This is a genomic window from Accumulibacter sp., assembly GCF_029255145.1.
Taxonomy (GTDB): domain Bacteria; phylum Pseudomonadota; class Gammaproteobacteria; order Burkholderiales; family Rhodocyclaceae; genus Accumulibacter.
Window position 1 is genome coordinate 27,468 of sequence record NZ_JAPUVQ010000087.1, and the last position, 16,818, is coordinate 44,285.

Annotated in this window: 10 protein-coding genes; 5 read left to right on the forward strand and 5 right to left on the reverse strand. The window is 65.2% G+C overall.

Going from position 1 to position 16,818, the window contains the following annotated elements:
- Position 1 precedes the first annotated feature (1 nt).
- The 5 genes from Q1L50_RS08450 to Q1L50_RS08470 all read left to right on the forward strand — a co-directional run bounded on the left by Q1L50_RS08450 (position 2) and on the right by Q1L50_RS08470 (position 3,959).
- Positions 2-640, forward strand: coding sequence for an MT-A70 family methyltransferase (locus Q1L50_RS08450; protein WP_300337513.1), 639 nt, complete (start codon positions 2-4; stop codon positions 638-640).
- 98 nt (positions 641-738) lie between these two features.
- Entirely contained in the window at positions 739-1,482 is a 744-nt protein-coding gene (gene modA, locus Q1L50_RS08455) for a molybdate ABC transporter substrate-binding protein (protein ID WP_300337515.1), read from the forward strand.
- A gap of 7 nt (positions 1,483-1,489) precedes the next feature.
- On the forward strand, positions 1,490-2,152 hold the full coding sequence (modB, locus tag Q1L50_RS08460) for a molybdate ABC transporter permease subunit (protein WP_300337535.1): 663 nt from the start codon (positions 1,490-1,492) through the stop codon (positions 2,150-2,152).
- Positions 2,149-3,291 carry an ABC transporter ATP-binding protein gene (locus Q1L50_RS08465; RefSeq protein ID WP_300337516.1) on the forward strand — a complete coding sequence of 381 codons (1,143 nt, stop codon included), beginning with the start codon at positions 2,149-2,151 and terminating at the stop codon, positions 3,289-3,291. The genes modB and Q1L50_RS08465 overlap by 4 nt, the downstream gene beginning before the upstream one ends.
- Positions 3,288-3,959: a lactate utilization protein C gene (locus Q1L50_RS08470; protein ID WP_300337518.1), complete on the forward strand. Its 672-nt coding sequence runs from the start codon at positions 3,288-3,290 to the stop codon at positions 3,957-3,959. Before Q1L50_RS08465 ends, Q1L50_RS08470 begins: the two co-directional genes overlap by 4 nt.
- A gap of 253 nt (positions 3,960-4,212) precedes the next feature.
- Here Q1L50_RS08470 and Q1L50_RS08475 read toward each other — a convergent pair whose 3' ends face one another.
- From Q1L50_RS08475 to Q1L50_RS08495, 5 genes are all read right to left on the reverse strand, one after another.
- On the reverse strand, positions 4,213-5,637 hold the full coding sequence (locus Q1L50_RS08475; RefSeq protein WP_300337520.1) for an HlyD family type I secretion periplasmic adaptor subunit: 1,425 nt from the start codon (positions 5,635-5,637) through the stop codon (positions 4,213-4,215).
- Positions 5,634-7,829: a type I secretion system permease/ATPase gene (locus tag Q1L50_RS08480; RefSeq protein WP_300337522.1), complete on the reverse strand. Its 2,196-nt coding sequence runs from the start codon at positions 7,827-7,829 to the stop codon at positions 5,634-5,636. The genes Q1L50_RS08475 and Q1L50_RS08480 overlap by 4 nt, the downstream gene beginning before the upstream one ends.
- A gap of 113 nt (positions 7,830-7,942) precedes the next feature.
- Entirely contained in the window at positions 7,943-10,894 is a 2,952-nt protein-coding gene (locus tag Q1L50_RS08485; RefSeq protein WP_300337524.1) for a calcium-binding protein, read from the reverse strand.
- Positions 10,878-12,284 carry a putative Ig domain-containing protein gene (locus tag Q1L50_RS08490; RefSeq protein ID WP_300337526.1) on the reverse strand — a complete coding sequence of 469 codons (1,407 nt, stop codon included), beginning with the start codon at positions 12,282-12,284 and terminating at the stop codon, positions 10,878-10,880. Before Q1L50_RS08490 ends, Q1L50_RS08485 begins: the two co-directional genes overlap by 17 nt.
- Positions 12,166-16,794, reverse strand: coding sequence for a putative Ig domain-containing protein (locus Q1L50_RS08495; RefSeq protein WP_300337528.1), 4,629 nt, complete (start codon positions 16,792-16,794; stop codon positions 12,166-12,168). Before Q1L50_RS08495 ends, Q1L50_RS08490 begins: the two co-directional genes overlap by 119 nt.
- Positions 16,795-16,818 lie beyond the last annotated feature (24 nt).

Consider the following 16,818-nt stretch of genomic DNA (forward strand, 5'->3'; position numbering starts at 1 on the left):
AATGACTTCCGCATCGGAAGAACTGTTGATCAAGGCGGGTTCACTGCGCTTCCAAACGGTATTGGCCGACCCGCCGTGGCAATTCCAGAACAAGACCGGCAAGGTTGCGCCGGAACACAAGCGGCTCAATCGTTACCACACCATGACGCTGGCGGCGATCTGCGAACTGCCGGTGGCGGCGATCTGCGCCGACACCGCCCATCTCTATCTCTGGGTTCCCAACGCCCTGCTGCCCGAGGGCCTGCGCGTCCTGGCGTCCTGGGGCTTCTCCTACAAGAGCAATCTGGTCTGGCACAAGGTGCGCAAGGACGGTGGCCCTGACGGTCGCGGCGTCGGCTTCTACTTTCGCAATACCACCGAGATCATCCTCTTCGGCGTACGCGGCAAACACGCGCGCACGCTGGCTCCGGGGCGAAGGCAGGTCAACATCATTCGCTCGATGAAGCGCGAACACTCGCGCAAGCCCGATGAGCAATACGCGTTGATCGAGTCGTGCAGCCCTGGACCGCGCATCGAACTGTTCGCACGCGGATCACGCGCCGGGTGGACGACTTGGGGCGATCAGGCGGACCAGTATTCGCCCACCTGGCCAACCTGCGCCAAGCATTCGCAACGTGACTTGTTTCTCCAGGACGAATGAACGATCCTTGCCTGCGCTCACTTCGCACGGATTGCCTCACCGAACGCGCTCGCCAGACTCGGCGCCACGCGCTGCGCTGCTGCCGCGATTCCGTTTGCTTGTTTCTTTTCGGCTTGTTCGCGGTCGTCGCCGATGTCCGGGCGACCAGCGTCGCCGCCGCCGCCGACCTCAAGTTCGCGCTTGGCGCGATCGTCGCCGGCTACGAGAAGCAGACCGGCAGGAAGGTCGTTCTCGCCTTCGGATCGTCGGGCAACTTCGCCCGCCAGATCCCGCAGGGCGCCCCTTTCGACCTGTTCATGTCGGCCGACGAGGAGTACATCTTCCGGCTCGCCGAACAGGGACTGCTGCGCGACCAGGGCCGGCTGTACGCGATCGGGCGCATCGCGCTGCTGGCGCGGCACGGCTCGCCGCTGGCGGTCGATGGCCAGCTGCTGGGACTGGCCGCGGCGCTCGCCGATGGGCGCCTGCAGCGACTGGCCATCGCCAACCCGCAGCATGCGCCCTACGGGCGGGCGGCGCGCGCAGCCCTCGAACACGCGGGACTCTGGCAGTCCTTGCAGGGCAAGCTGGTGCTCGGCGAAAACGTCGCCCAGGCAGCGCAGTTCGCGCTTAGCGGTTCGGCACAAGGCGGCATCGTCGCCTGGTCGCTGGTCAAGGCACCGGAACTGGCCAGCCTCGGCGTCGCGGCGCTGATCCCCGAAAGCTGGCACCCGCCCTTGCGCCAGCGCATGGCCCTGACCCGCCGGGCCGGCGAGGACGCCAGCCGTTTCTACGACTACCTGCAGCAACCGGCGGCACGCGCGGTCTTCGAGCGCTACGGCTTCTCGCTGCCGGCGAGGTGACGGCATGATCGACTGGCAGGCGCTCGCGCTATCGCTGCAACTGGCCACCGCCACGGCGCTATTGCTGCTGCCTTTCGCGATCTGGCTGGCGCGGCTGCTGGCGTGGTCGGCGTTTCGCTGGCAGGGCGCGCTCGAGGCGGCGATCCTGCTGCCTCTGGTGCTGCCGCCGACGGTCCTCGGCTACTACCTGCTGCTCGGCTTCGGCGGCGCTTCGCCGCTGGGCCAGGCCTACCAGGCGCTGACCGGGCGGGCGCTGGTTTTCAGCTTCGACGGGCTGCTCACCGCCTCGCTGATCTTCAACCTGCCGTTCGCCGTGCAGCCGATGCAACGCTCGTTCGCGTCGATTCCCCGCGAAGTGCGCGAAGCGGCGTGGGTGTCGGGACTGTCGCGCTGGCAGACCTTCCTGCGTATCGAACTGCCGCTGGCGTGGCCGGGAATCGCCGCCGCGCTGGCGCTGACCTTTGCCCACACGCTCGGCGAGTTCGGCGTCGTGCTGATGGTCGGCGGCAGCCTGCCGGGCGAGACGCGGACCATAGCGATCGCCATCTACGATCAGGCGCAGGCCTTCAACGACTCGGCGGCGGCCGCCATGTCGGCGCTGCTGCTGGCGCTGTCCTTCGTTGCCGTGACCGTGGTCAGCCGGCTCGGCCGTTCGGTGCTGCCTCGATGAAGCTCACCGCCCGCCTCGAACAGTCGGCACCGATCCCGCTGGCCGCTGACCTCGCTTGCGACAGCGGCGAGCTGTTGGCGCTGGTCGGCCCGTCGGGGAGCGGCAAATCGACTATCCTGCGCTGCCTGGCCGGGCTGCACCGGCCAGCGGCCGGTACCGTGCGCTGCGGTGACGAGACCTGGCTCGACGCCAGGCGCGGCATCGACGTACCGCCGCAGCAGCGGCGCGTCGGCTTCGTCTTTCAGCATTACGCCTTGTTCCCGCATCTGAGCGCGCTGGCCAACGTGATGGCCGCGCTGCACCATCTGCCCGCCGGCGAGCGTGCGGCGAAAGCACGCCAGTGGCTGGCGCGTACCAACCTCGAAGGTCTGGAGGGACGTCGTCCAGCGGAGCTTTCCGGCGGCCAGCAGCAGCGCGTCGCGCTGGCCCGCGCGCTGGCGCGCGACCCGCAGGTGTTGCTGCTCGACGAACCCTTTTCGGCGGTCGACCAGGTGACGCGGCGAAAGCTCCTGCGCCAGCTCATCGAGTTGCGTCGCTCGCTGGCCATTCCGATCGTCCTGGTCACCCACGACCTCGAGGAAGCGGCACTGCTTGCGGACACCATGACCGTCCTCCATCGCGGCCGCACGCTGCAAACCGCGCCGCCCGACGAACTGCTGGCGCGGCCGGTCAGCGCGCTGGTCGCGCGGCTCACCGACCAGCCCAATATCTTCGTCGGGCAGGTGGTGGAGCAGTCGCCGGCGACCGACACGACGCTCATCGACTGGCTCGGACAACCGCTGCAGGCGGCACATCATGCCGGTTTTGCGGTTGGCGAGACGGTCTGCTGGGTGGTGCCCGAAGCCGGCGTGATCCTCGTTCGCGACCACCAGGCCGATCGCGAAAACACCGTCAACGCGACCGTCAACGAGCGATTGGCCTGGCGTGGACACGCCACGGTGAGCGCGCGCGTCGGCGGCCGTCGCGACGCCACGCTGTCGTTTGCCATCGGCGCGTCGGTCGCGCAGCGGCGCGGTCTCGTCCCCGGCGCCAGCGTCGCGCTGCAGTTGCAGAAAGCTGCCATCGCGCTCACCCCGGCCGACCCGGCGACCGTCGGCCAGATCGCGTTTGCCGGCAGCGCCACGGGTCCCAAGCAATGAACAACAGTTCGTCCAGAGCCGATATCCTGAGGCGCGTCCGCGCCGCCTTGCGGCACGACCCGGCGCTCGCCGGAGAACGCCGGAACAAGGTCTTCGAAGACCTCGCCGCGGCGACCGAAGGCCCGCGCCCCAAGCTCGTGGGCGACCTGCTCGAGCGCTTCTGCCGCTGCTCGCAGGCGATGTCGTCAACCGTTGATCGGGTCAGCAGCATCGCCGAGGTGCCGGCAGCGGTCGCCCGCTACCTGTCGGCAGCTGGCCTGCCGGCAGTTGCCGTTTGCTGGCACGAGTACGCCAGCCTCGACTGGGCCGGCGCCGGCCTGACCGTCGCCGCGCGGGCAGCGCGTGACGACGACCTGGTGGGGATCACCGGCGCCTTTTGTGCGATCGCCGAGACCGGTACGCTGATGCTGCTCTCCGGGCCTGCGACGGCCGCGACGACCAGCCTGCTGCCCGAAACGCATATCGCCATCGTGCTCGCCGGGCGCATCGTCGCCGGCATGGAGGAAGGCTTCGCGCTGCTCCGGCAGGAGCACGGCGAACTGCCGCGCGCGGTGAACTTCATTTCCGGCCCCTCGCGCACCGGCGACATCGAGCTGACCATTGTCCTCGGCGCGCACGGGCCGTACCGGGTGCATCTGGTGGTCGTCGGGGCCGCTCCGGAAGCCTGACGGGTGGGCCGCGCCAGACCGCCTGGCGAGCCGATTTCGGGCCGCTCAATCAACCCACGTCCCTCAGTCGAACCCTTGTGAATTGGTGCAAGCTCAGTCGTCAGTAGTGACAAGGGTTTGCGGCCGATGAGGAGGGTCCCTCAATGGGTGAGATGAATTTTGATCAGGAAGCGGTCGTCAAGGCGCTGGATGGCGCCGTGCAGGAAGTGCCACCAGCGGCGACTAAGACGCGCCGGACGCCACCCGCTACGCGCTACCGTTCGCGCAGGCTCTCATCGCCGTACTGCAGCAGCGGACTGAGAAGATAGTCGATCACCCGCCGGCGGCCGGTCTTGACCTCGACGGTCACCGCCATTCCGGGCGACAGCGTCACCCACTTGTCCTCGACGCGAATCGTCGCTTGCGAGAGCTTGGCGCGCAGCGTATAGAGCAGGCCCTTCTTCTCGTCGTTGATCGCATCGTTGGCAACCTGCGTCACCGTTGCCGGGATGGTGCCGTAGCGGGTGAACGGAAACGTCTCGACCTTGACCTGCGCCTCCTGGCCGGCATTGACGAAACCGATGTCCTTGTTTTCGACGAAGGCCTCGACTTCGACCGCCTCGTCCTTCGGGACGATGATCATCAGCGCCTGTGCCGGCGTCACGACACCGCCGACGGTATGCACCGCCAGTTGCTGCACCGTACCATCGACCGGCGCCGTCAGCGTCATCAGCTTGCCGCGCGACTCCGCCTTGACGAGTTCCTGGCCAAGACTGCCGGCCTTCTGCTCGGCCTCGTTCAGACTGTCGAGCGCCAGGCGCCGGGTCTCGGCGACCAGCGCGCGGCGTTGTTCGCGACCCTCGGCAAGCGCCGCCGACAATTCGTTCAGGCGGCTCTTCTGCGTCGACAGATCGGCTTCCTGTTCGATGCGCAGTTGCTCCTTCTCGAGGTAACCGTGTTGCGAAATGAAGTTCTGCTCGACCAGCTTCCTGAAATCCGTAGACCGTTGGCGGGCGATCGGCGCCGTTTGTTCGAGCTTGCGCACCACTTCGCGGGTGGACCGCAGTTCCGCCTCCCGTCGTGCGATGTCGGCGTCGATGCGTGCCAGCCTGGCGCGGTATTCGCCGTACTGGCCGTCAAGGAAACGCTGCTCCTGCACTTGCCGGTCTGCCGACCGTCCAGGCAGTCGCGCCAGTACCGGTGCCTGACCGCCGTCGATCGCCGCCAATAGCGCTGCCGCCCGTGCCGACTGGGTGTGCGCGCGGTCAAGATCGCCGGCGTAACGCGCACGGTCGGCCTCGGCGTTGGTCGGGTCGAGTTCGAGCAGCACTTCGCCACGGCGCACGCTCTGCCCATCGGCAACGCGAATCGCTTTCACGGTTGACGTCTCGAAGGGCTGGATCACCTTCGTCCGATCATTGGGAACGATCTTGCCGCGCGCCGTGGCGACGATGTCGATCTGCCCGAAAACCGCCCAGATGAGCGCGATCAGCGCGAAGCCGACGATCAGCGCCATGGCCAGCCGCGGCGCCGGCGACACTGGCCGCTCCTGCAGCGATAGCGCGGCCGGCAGGAAGTCGACTTCATGCGCCGGCCGCGGTGCATGCGGGCGCTCGCGCTCGCGCCAGGCCTGGCGAAAGACGGCGGCGTAGCGCTTCAACAGGTCGACCGTGGCTCCCAGCCGCAGTGCCCGGCTCATGCCTGCATCCCCTGTTGCAGCCGATGCAGGCGCGAGTAATGCCCGGCTTCGTGCGCGAGCAGTTCGGCGTGGCTGCCCTGTTCGGCGATCTGCCCGCGGTCGATGACGACGATCCGGTGCGCATCGCGAACCGCGCTCAGCCGGTGCGCGATGATCAGCACCGTTCGCCCCTTGCAGATGCCCTGCATGTTGTTCTGGATGATCCGCTCGGACTCGTAGTCCAGCGCGCTGGTCGCTTCGTCGAAGATCAGGATGCGCGGGTTGCCGATCAGCGCGCGGGCGATGGCGATGCGCTGGCGCTGGCCGCCGGAGAGCGTCGCGCCGTGCTCGCCGACGAGCGTGTCGTAGCCTTCCGGCAGTTCGAGGATGAAGTCGTGCGCGCCGGCGAGTCTGGCGGCGGCGATCACCGCCGGCATCGGCAGGCCGGGGTCGGCGAGCGCGATGTTGTCGCGGATCGTGCGGTTGAAGAGCATGTTCTCCTGCAGGACGACGCCGATCTGACGACGCAGGCTGGAACTGTCGGCGAGTGCCAGATCGACGCCGTCGATCAACACCCGGCCGCGCTCGGGAACGTACAGACGCTGCACCAGTTTGGCCAGCGTGCTCTTGCCCGAACCCGAACGGCCGACGAGGCCGATCACTTCGCCGGCTGCGATGGTCAGCTGGATGCCGCGCAGTATTTCCGGCGAATCCGGACGGTAGCGGAAGACGACCTGATCGAGTTCGATCCGGCCGGTCAACGGCGGCAGCGTACTGCGATGATTGGCGGCGACTTCTGTGCGGGTGTTGAGGATGTCGCCGAGGCGTTGTACCGAGATGCCGGTCTGCTGGAAATCGGTCCACAGTTGCGCCAGGCGCATCACCGGCGTGGCGACGCGGCCGGCGAGCATGTTGAAGGCGATCAGCTGTCCGACCGAGAGTTCGCCGTCGATCACCAGACGCGCACCCAGCCACATCGTCGCCACGGTCACCCCTTTGCCGATCAGCGAAACGCCTTCATGCGCCAGCGTTCCCAGCGTCGCGGTACGAAAACCGGCGCTGACGTAGGCGGCGAGTTGATTCTCCCAACGACGGGCCATCTGCGGTTCGACGGCCATCGCCTTGAGCGTGTCGATACCGTTGACGGTTTCGACCAGGAAGGCCTGGTTCTCGGCCCCGCGGTTGAACTTCTCGTGCAGGCGGCCGCGCAGCAGCGGCGTGATCAGGAGCGACAGGATCAGATAGCACGGTAGCGAAGCAACGACGATCAGCGTCAGCCAGCCGCTGTAGCAGAGCATGACGGCGAGGAAGACGATCGAGAACAGCAGATCGAGAACCAGCGTGATGGCGTTGCCGGTGAGGAATTGACGGATGTTTTCGAGTTCGCGGACGCGCGCGACGGTGTCACCGACCCGGCGCGCCTGGAAGTAGGCGAGTGGCAGGTGCAGCAGGTGGCGGAAAAGGCGCGCACCGAGTTCGACGTCGATGCGGCTGGTGGTGTGCGCGAAGACGTAACTGCGCAGTCCCGAGAGCAGCGACTCGAAGACGACGACCACCAGCAGACCGACGGCGATGACATCGAGCGTGGTCAGGCCGCGATGCACCAGTACCTTGTCCATCACCACCTGGAAGAACAGCGGCGTGACCAGGGCGAAGAGCTGCAGGACGAAGGAGACGAGCAGGACTTCGCCGAGCAATTTCCGGTACTTGACGACTGCCGGGATGAACCAGCTGAAGTCGAAACGGGCGAGTTCGCCGGCGAGCGAGGCGCGCGAGGTGAACAGGATCAGTTCGCCGCTCCAGCGCGCGCCGAAATCCTCCGCGGAGAGGACTTGCGGGCGGGCGCCGCCGGGTTCCTGGATCAATACCTTGCCGGCGTCGATACGCGCCAGGATGAAGAACTTGCCCTGCCGGTCGATGGCCAGCGCCGGCAGCGGCGTCCGTTCGAGGCGCTGGTATTCGGTGCGCACCCGCCGGGCAGCGAGGCCGAGGTGTCGGGCGGCGAGGAGGATCTGCGGGGTGGCGAAGACCTGGCCGGGTTCGCGGAACAGGTGCGCGAGTTGCTCGGGGTCGGCGGCGATGGCGTGGAAGCGGGCGAGCATGACGAGGCCGAGCAGGCCGCTGTCGGGTTCGGGTTCGGGCGGCGAAGTTTCCGGCGCGGCGGCGTGGTCAGGGCCACCGGAAATCGTGTCGAGGAGGTCGGCGTCGGTCATGGCGGCGGGGGACGCCCCTGCTGGAGAGCAAGGGCGTCGGTGGGGTGGAACGGCTGGAAGGGGTGCTGCCCGGAGCTGCTCGGGCAGACCCTCAGGCAGACCCTCGGGGAAATCTACTGCCAGTTGGCCGCCAGTACCGGCGCCAGTGCCGTCTGGTACGCGGGCGGCAGCGTCGTCTCGCCGGCGGACGGCGGTGCGAACGCGGCCATCGCCTGCACCAGGTTCTCGACGCTGGTGTCGACCAGCAGTTTGTTGTCGGCGGTCTGGAAGCGTTCGAGGTGGTACGCCGAGCCGCTATACCAGTTCTCGATGGTCAAGGCGTCGCTGGTGCCGATGATGCTTACTTCGAGGTTGTTGCCGACGTGCCGGAACCACAACTGGTCATTGGCGATGCCGGCGGCGAACTGCGCGAGGTCGCTGTTGCCGGCCGTGGCGTCGTTGTCGCTGGCGACGTCGGCGCCGTCGCCACGGGCAAAGAGGTAGGTGTCGTCGCCGACGCCACCGTCCAGACGGTCGGTGCCGGTTCCTCCGGCCAGCGTGTCGTTGCCGGCGCCGCCAGTAAGAGTGTTGTTGCCGGTATTGCCGGTGACGACGTTGTCCAGGGTGTTGCCGTTGCCGTTGATGGTATTGGCTCCGGTGAGCGTCAGGTTGTCGACGTTCGCGGCGAGGGTCCAGGTGACGCTGGACTGAACCAGGTCGGTCCCCTCGCCGAGGTTCTCGGTGATCACGTCGCCGGTGTTGTCGACGACGTAGGTATCGTTGCCGAGACCGCCGATCAGAGTGTCCGCGCCGGCAGCGCCACTCAGGGTGTCGTTGCCGGCGCCACCGGAGAGGGTGTTGGCGGCGCTGTTGCCGGTGAGCAGGTTGTCCAGGCTGTTGCCGGTGCCGTTGATGGCGGTCGCGCCGGTCAGGGTGAGGTTTTCCAGGTTGTCGGAGAGTGTCCAGGTGAGGTTCGCCTTGACCAGATCGGTGCCTTCGCCGGCGTTCTCGGTGACCACGTCACCGCTACTGTCGACCACGTAGGTGTCGTTGCCGAGGCCGCCGGCCAGGGTGTCGATACCGGCGCCGCCGTCGAGGATGTTGGCACCGCTGTTGCCGGTGAGGACGTTGTCCAGCGTGTTGCCGGTGCCGTTGATGGCACCCGTGCCGGTGAGCGCGAGGTTCTCGACGTTGGCGGAGAGCGTGCAGGTGACGCTTGCTTGGACCAGGTCAGTGCCTTCAGCAGCGTTCTCGGTGACCACGTCACCGCTGCTGTCGACCACGTAGGTGTCGTTGCCGAGACCCCCGGCCAGGGTGTCCGCGCCGGCAGCGCCACTCAGGGTGTCGTTGCCGCTGCCACCGGAGAGGGTGTTGGCGGCACTGTTGCCGGTGAGCACATTGTCCAGGCTGTTGCCGGTGCCGTTGATGGCAGTTGTACCGGTCAGGGTGAGGTTTTCGAGGTTCGCGGAGAGCACCCAGGTGAGGCTTGCTTGCACCAGGTCGGTACCTTCGCCGATGTTCTCGGTGATCACATCGGCGACGTTGTCGACGGTGTAGGTGTCGTTGCCGAGGCCGCCGACCAGGGTGTCGGTACCGGCGCCGCCATTCAGAATGTTGGCGCCGCTGTTGCCGGTCAACACGTTGTTCAGGGTGTTGCCGGTGCCGTTGATCGCCGACGTGCCGGTGAGGGTCAGGTTCTCGAGGTTGCTGCCGAGTGTCCAGGTCACGTCCGAGATGACCGTATCGGTCCCGGCGCTGGCCGCTTCGGTGACCACGTCGCCACTGCTGACATGGTAGGTGTCATTGCCGCCGCCGCCCGCCAGCGTGTCGTTACCGGCTCCGCCATCGAGGACATTGTCGGCTGCATTTCCGGTCAAGCTGTTGTTCAGGGTGTTGCCACTGCCGTTGATGGCACTGCTACCGGTCAGCGTGAGGTTTTCCAGGTTGGCGCCCAGCGTCCAGGTGGCGCTTGCTTGGACCAGATCGGTACCCTCGCCGGCGTTCTCGGTAGTCACGTCACCAGCGTTGTCGACCACGTAGGTGTCGTTGCCGGTACCACCGACCAGCGTATCGGCACCGCTGCCGCCGCCGAGGACGTTGGCACCGCTGTTGCCGGTGAGAATGTTGTTCTGGGTGTTGCCGGTAGCGTTGATGGCACTGGTGCCGGTAAGGGTGAGGTTTTCGACGTCGACGGAAAGGGTCCAGGTCACGCTGGACTGGATCAGGTCGGTGCCTTCGCCGGCGTTCTCGATGATCACGTCGGCTGCATTGTCGACCTTGTAGGTGTCGTTGCCGAGGCCACCGATCAGGGTATCGACACCGCTGCCGCCATCCAGAACGTTGGCGGCGCTGTTGCCGGTCAACACGTTGTTCAAGGTGTTGCCGGTGCCGTTGATCGCCGAGGTGCCGGAGAGGGTCAGGTTCTCGAGGTTGCTGCCGAGTGTCCAGGTCACATCGGAGATGACGGTATCGGTCCCGGCGCTGGCCGCTTCGGTGACGACGTCGCCAGTGCTGACATAATAAGTGTCGTTGCCGGTACCACCCACCAGCGTGTCGGTGCCGCTACCGCCGTCGAGAACGTTGTCGGCGCCATTTCCAGTCAAGGTATTGTTCAGCGTGTTGCCGATGCCGTTGATGGCACTGGTGCCGGTGAGGGTGAGGTTCTCGACATTGGCGGTGAGCGTGCAGGTCGCGCTGGACTGAACCAGATCGGTACCTTCGCCGGTGTTCTCGGTAATCACGTCGCCGGTGTTGTCGACCACGTATGTGTCGTTGCCGGCGCCGCCGATCAGCGTGTCGGCACCGGTTCCGCCGCTGAGGACGTTATTGCCGCTGTTGCCGGTGAGGAGGTTGTTCAGCGTATTGCCCGTGCCGTTGAGCGCACTGGTGCCGGTGAGCGTGAGGTTCTCGACATTGGCGGTGAGCGTGTAGCTCACGCTGGATCGGACGAGATCGGCGCCTTCGCCGGCGTTCTCGGTGACGACGTCACCGGTATTGTCAATCACGTAGGTGTCGTTGCCGGCACCGCCGACCAGCGTATCGGTGCCGCTGCCACCGTCGAGGCTGTCGTTACCACCCCAGTCCATTCAGCACGTCGTTGCCGCCGAGACCGCTCAGCGTGTCGTCGCCGATCCCGCCGGTCAGCGTATCGGCACTGGCGGTGCCGGTGAGCGTTTTGTTGATGCTGGCGATCACGATGTCGAATACGTCGCTGGCCGTCAGCCCGCCACTGTCGGTGGCGATAAGGCGCACGCTGACCGTACCGACGGCAGTCGGCGTACCCTGGAAAGTCCGCGTCGCCGCATCGAAGGTCAACCAGGCGGGGAGTGCCGAGCCACTGGCGAGTGTCGCCGTATAGGTCAATACGTCGCCGGCATCGACATCGGTAAAGGTGCCCGCCGGGATGGTCACCGAGAACGCCGTCGCTTCGGTTGCCGTTTTGTCGCTGATCGGGCTGGCGACAACCGGAGCGTCATTGATATTGGCGATCGGCGACGTTGCCTCGCTTGCCCGAGACTCAGCCGTTCCAAGGCCGTCGATATAGCTGGCGACCACCCGCAGGCGTTGGCCAACCTGCGCCTGCGTCAGGGTGAAACTGTCCGCCGTAGCACCGCTGATGGCGCTCCAGGTGGTGCCCTCCGGCGAGCTCTCCCATTGATAGGCAATGCTGCCCAGTCCGTCGACGTCGTCCAGCGTATTGCTGGCGGTGAGCAGCTGGTTCTGGGCGGCGCTGCCGATGATTGTGACGTCCCCGGTGGGCGTGGTGTTACCTTTGACGACGGTCAGGGTGAACGCTTTTCTGGACGCACTCAGCCCTTCCTCGTCGGTGGCGGTAATCACGACACCGAACCTGCCCACATCGCCGTCTCCAGGCGCTCCGCTGAAGGTCCGCGTGGCGGCGTCGAATGACAGCCAGGACGGCAAGATCGCGCCACCCGCCTGGGTCGCGGAGAAGGTCAGCGAATCGCCGGAATCTGGATCGACGAACAGTCCGGCCGGGATGGTGATATTCACGGCATCATGTTTGAACGCTACTTGATCCGGCAGAAATCCACCAACGAAAGACGGATCCAGAGTTCCGTCCTGGTTATAGCGTACCAGCGCAAAGTCGCTTCCCGAGGCGTCGGCGTTGTATTGCCCGCCAGCGACGACAATCTTGCCGTCGGTCTGCACCTTGACGGAGCAACCCGCGTCGGCGGAATTGCTTACCGGAGTTGTGACGTAGCCATCGTCGCCAAATCCGACATCCAGCGAACCGTCGCTGTTGTAACGCACCAGGGCAAAGTCGAGGTCAGTCTCTTCGCTATAGCGCGTACCCGCCACCAGAATTTTTCCATCAGGCTGCAGGATGACGGAATTAGCGGCCTGATCCCAGCTGTAGAGTTGGGTTTCGACCCTCCCGGCAAGACCAAAGCCGGCGTCCAGGGACCCGTCGCTCTGGTATCGCAGCGAAGGAACCCGTACTGCCCGTGCCAAGCACCAGGATCTTCCCGTCAGGCTGGGTCGTCACCGATCGTGCGGACTCATTGCCACCCGAATCGACGACGATCATGCCGTCGCCATCGAAGCTGGCATCCAGGGAACCATTGCTGTTGTAGCGCTGCAGCACGAAATCGATTGCGTCGTTGGTGTCGCCATAACCTGCGGCGAGGATCTTCCCATCGGACTGAATGCTTACCGACTTGATGTATTCAGAGAAATACCCTGCACTGCTCACCACCTTGCCGTCACCATCGAAGGTGCTGTCCAGGGACCCGTCGGAGTCATAGCGAACCAGTGCAAAATTCGTCATTGAGCTTGAACTACCGCTGCTCATGCCGGCCAGTACGATCTTGCCATCGGCTTGCACCGCCATCGCGTAGGCTTGATCCCAATAGCCGCCGATATCCGTGGTTACCTTGCCGTCGCCGCTGAAACCGGTATCCAGCGATCCGTTGCCGTTGTAGCGCGCGACGGCAAAGTCTGACGCACCGATCGAAGCAAACCCACCGACCAGAATCCGGCCGTCGGCCTGGACCGCCACGGCGTAACTGTCGTCGGTATAGAGACCAATTGCCGTCGTGACCTTGCCATCGCCATCGAAGCTGCTATCCAGCGAGCCGTCGCTGTTGTAGCGCAGGACGGTAAAGTCGGTGTAGGCGCCGACATTGCTCGTACCGGTCAGCAAGTACTTGCCGTCGGCCTGGATGGCGACGCTGTAACCCCATTCGTTGGTCGATCCGGCATCGGTAATGGCCACGCCAGGCGTACCGCCGCGGCCAACGAATACCGGTGCGCGGTTTTCCCGGACATCCAGCGCATTGCTCGCCACGCTTTCCGCCGTGCCATGGCCGTCGATATAGCTGGCGACCACGCGCACCTGCCGGCCGATCTCGGCTAGCGACAGCGTGAAAGCATCTGCCGTCGCGCCGCCAATGGCGCTCCAGTTGATCCCGTCGGACGAACTCTGCCACTGGTAGCCGATCGTGCCGAGTCCGTCACCGTCGGCCAGCGTATTGCTGGCCGTAAGTGTCCAGTCAGGATTTGGTCTGCCGGTGACAATAACCGAGCCGGCAGGCGCATCGTTGACATTGACCACCGTGACGGCGAAATTCGTCGACGCGCTGGCGCCCGCCAAATCGGTTGCCGTTACTTTGAGGTCTATCGTGCCCACGGCGCTGTCGGGCGGCGTACCAGCAAACGTTCGCGTCGCCGTATCGAAAGAGAGCCATGCCGGCAAGGCCGAACCGTCCGCCAATGTGGCCGCGAGAGCCAGGCTGTCGCCGGCATCGACGTCGACAAAGGAGACGGACGGGATGGCGAAACTGAGCGCACTGTCTTCGTTGACGGTCCGGTTACGGAGTGTCGGGGTGATGCCAAACGACGTGTCCAGGGTGCCGTCCTGGTTATACCTGAGCAAAGCGAAATCGGCATCAGCGGCGGAAGTATAGCCGCCGCCGGCCACCACGATTTTTCCATCGGCCTGCACCTGGACGGTCGATCCCGCGTCGGATCCGGTGCTCAACGAGGTCGTGACATAACCGCCAACGCCAAATCCAGTGTCCAGCGAACCACTGCCGAAATAGCGCGCGACGGCCAGGTCGCCGTTGATCTGGCCAGTGATCAGAATGCTCCCGTCAGTCTGCACCGCGACGTAATTTCCTGTACCCCAGGGCTTGATCAAGCTTGCCACCTTGCCATTGACGCCGAAAGCGGTGTCCGGCGAACCGTCGCTGTTGTAACGGAGCAAGAAAGCACTGCTGTAGTTCGAGCAAAATACCAGGATCCTTCCATCGGGCTGAGCGGTCACCGACGCTGCCGAGCCAAAACCGCCGACGCCAAAGGTAACCATTCCGTCGCCATCGAAGCTGCCATCCAGGGAACCATTGCTGTTATAGCGTTGCAAGACCAAATCGCGGTCGATGCCGCTCCCTTGCGCGGCCCCCGAACCTACGGCGAGAATCTTCCCATCGGCCTGCATGCTTACCGAGTGGAGATACTCTGTGTAATAGCCGGCGCTGGTCACTACCTTGCCATCGCCATCGAAGCCGGTATCGAGCGAACCATCAGAGTTGTAACGCACGAGTGCGAAATCGCTGATGTCACCAGGATTGCCGGATCTCATGCCGGCCAGGACGACCTTGCCATCGGCTTGCACCCCCATGGCATAGGCTTGATCCCAATAGCCGCCGATGTCGGTCGTGACCTTGCCGTCGCCACTGAAACTGGTGTCGAGCGTGCCATCCGGGAGGTATCGAACGACGGCGAAGTCGCTGTGGGTAGCGTACATCCATGAGAACCCGCCGACCAGAATCCGGCCGTCGCTCTGGACCGCCACGGAGTAACTATTGTCGGTCAACGGACCAATTGCCGTGGTGACCTTGCCATCGCCAGCGAAACTGGTATCCAGGGTGCCATTGCTGTTGTAGCGGGCCAGGCTGTAGTCAGGGTAACCGCCGACATCGCTCCGGCCCGTCACCAGGATCCGGCCGTCGGCCTGGACGGTTGCACCGTATCCCCAATCGTTGGCCGACCCCATGTCTGTCCTGACGACACCGCTGCCTTCATCACCGACAAATACCGGGGCGTCGTTGACCGGCGTGACGTTGAAGCTCAGCGTGTTGGGGCTGGCGTCAAACAAGCCCCTCTGATCCCTGACCGAGAAATCCAGGCCGGTGTAGTCCACACCGTTGGCGTCGGCCGGCGGGCTGAATACCAGGCCACCGATATCCGCCGCGGCAATCACCTGACCGGTGTTCACCGCGACGCCGTTGAGTTGAAGGTCGCCCAGTCCCGGTAGCTGATCGATGCGCACGGCACTGAGGCCATCGCCGGCATCCGGGTCGGTGAACCCGAAGTCCGCGGCACTCAGAACATAGGTCGTATCTTCGTCGATGGTGACTACCTTGTCGGTCCCGGACGGTGGCGCACCAAATGTCGCCAGCAGTGCCCCGACATCCCAGGTCTGGCCGTCGGAAAACTTGACCTGTTGAATTGGATTGTAGGCATTGGTCGGCGATTCATCCCGGAAGAACTCGCTGATGGTTACGCTGTCCTCCGTACCGGCAATCGCCAGGACGATATCGCTGCCGGATCGCGTGACCAGGACATCGGCAGAGGTAATGCCGGCAGCCAATTCCAGCACGTTGAGCTTGCCGGCGGAGGCGTCCGGGAATGCAGCGATTGTGTCCCGGCCATCGCCCCTGCCGAACAAATAGGTGTTGTTGCCGAGTCCCCCTTGCAGGGTGTCGTCGCCCCCGCCACCAGCCAGGGTGTCGTTGCCAGCATCGCCGCTCAGCGAATTGGCGACACTGTTGCCGGTGAGCACGTTGTCGAGCGCGTTGCCGAACCCGGTGACGGCGGTACCCGTGAGGGTAAGGTTTTCGAGGTTGGCGCCGAGCGTGTAGCTCACGCTGCTGCTGACGAGGTCCACGCCTTCGTCCGCGTTCTCGACAACCACGTCGCTGCTGCTATCGATCACGTAAATATCGGCACCGAGCCCGCCCTGCAGCACGTCGGCACCGCTGCCGCCATCCAGCGTATCGTTGCCGTCACCGCCGATCAGGGTGTTGGCGGCGCCGTTGCCGGTGAGCACGTTATCGAGCGCGTTGCCGGTGCCGTCGAGCGGCGCCGCACCCGTCAGGGTGAGGTTCTCGACGTTGTCCATCAGCGTGTAGCTGATGCCGGAGCGAACCAGATCGCTGCCTTCGCCCGCTTGTTCCGTGACCACATCGCCGACGTTGTCTACCACGTAGATGTCGTCGCCGCCACCGCCCAGCATCGTATCGGCCCCTGAACCCCCGGACAGCGTATTGGCGTCGCCGTTTCCGATGAGCACGTTGTCCAGCGTGTTGCCGGTGGCGTTGACGGCGCTCGTACTGGTCAGGGTGAGGTTCTCGACATTGGCGGCGAGCGTGCAGCTGACGCTCGATTGCACCAGATCGACCCCCGCGCCGGCGCCTTCCGTAACCACATCGCCGCCGTCATCAACGACGTAGGTATCGTTGCCCGAGCCGCCGATCAGGGTATCGGCGCCGCTGCCACCATCGAGGAGGTTGTCGGCCGCGTTGCCGGTAAGCGTATTGTCGAGCACATTGCCGGTCCCGTGGATCGCTGCTCCTGTCAGCAGCAGACGTTCGACGTTGGCCGGCAGCGTGTAGTCGATGTCGGCGACAACCTCATCGACACCCTCGTTGGCCGCCTCGACCACCACATCGCCGGCCGAGTCGACCAGGAAACGGTCGTTGCCGCTGCTGCCGTCCATCGTATCCGCACCCGCTCCGCCGTCGATTACGTCGTCGCCACCCCCGGCAAAGATCCAGTCGTCCGCGGCCAGCGCGTCGATACGGTCGGCCGCACCCGTGCCGGTGATCACGTCGGCGCCGGGTGTCCCGTTGAGGTCGAATCCCTTGGCCAGGACCTGCTGGTAGCTGCGCACGCCGTCGTCGAACTGGAAGCTCTCGATGCCGCTGCCCGCCTGCGGATCGCTGGCGTTAAAGCCATCCACATGGATCTCGCCACCCGGCACACC

What these genes read in the sequence shown, in the direction of transcription:
- Q1L50_RS08470 (WP_300337518.1), top strand. Translation starts at nt 3,288, where the DNA reads ATGAACAACAGTTCGTCCAGAGCCGATATCCTGAGGCGCGTCCGCGCC.
- Q1L50_RS08475 (WP_300337520.1), bottom strand. Translation starts at nt 5,637, where the DNA reads ATGAGCCGGGCACTGCGGCTGGGAGCCACGGTCGACCTGTTGAAGCGC.
- Q1L50_RS08485 (WP_300337524.1), bottom strand. Translation starts at nt 10,894, where the DNA reads ATGGACTGGGGTGGTAACGACAGCCTCGACGGTGGCAGCGGCACCGAT.
- Q1L50_RS08480 (WP_300337522.1), bottom strand. Translation starts at nt 7,829, where the DNA reads ATGACCGACGCCGACCTCCTCGACACGATTTCCGGTGGCCCTGACCAC.
- Q1L50_RS08465 (WP_300337516.1), top strand. Translation starts at nt 2,149, where the DNA reads ATGAAGCTCACCGCCCGCCTCGAACAGTCGGCACCGATCCCGCTGGCC.
- Q1L50_RS08450 (WP_300337513.1), top strand. Translation starts at nt 2, where the DNA reads ATGACTTCCGCATCGGAAGAACTGTTGATCAAGGCGGGTTCACTGCGC.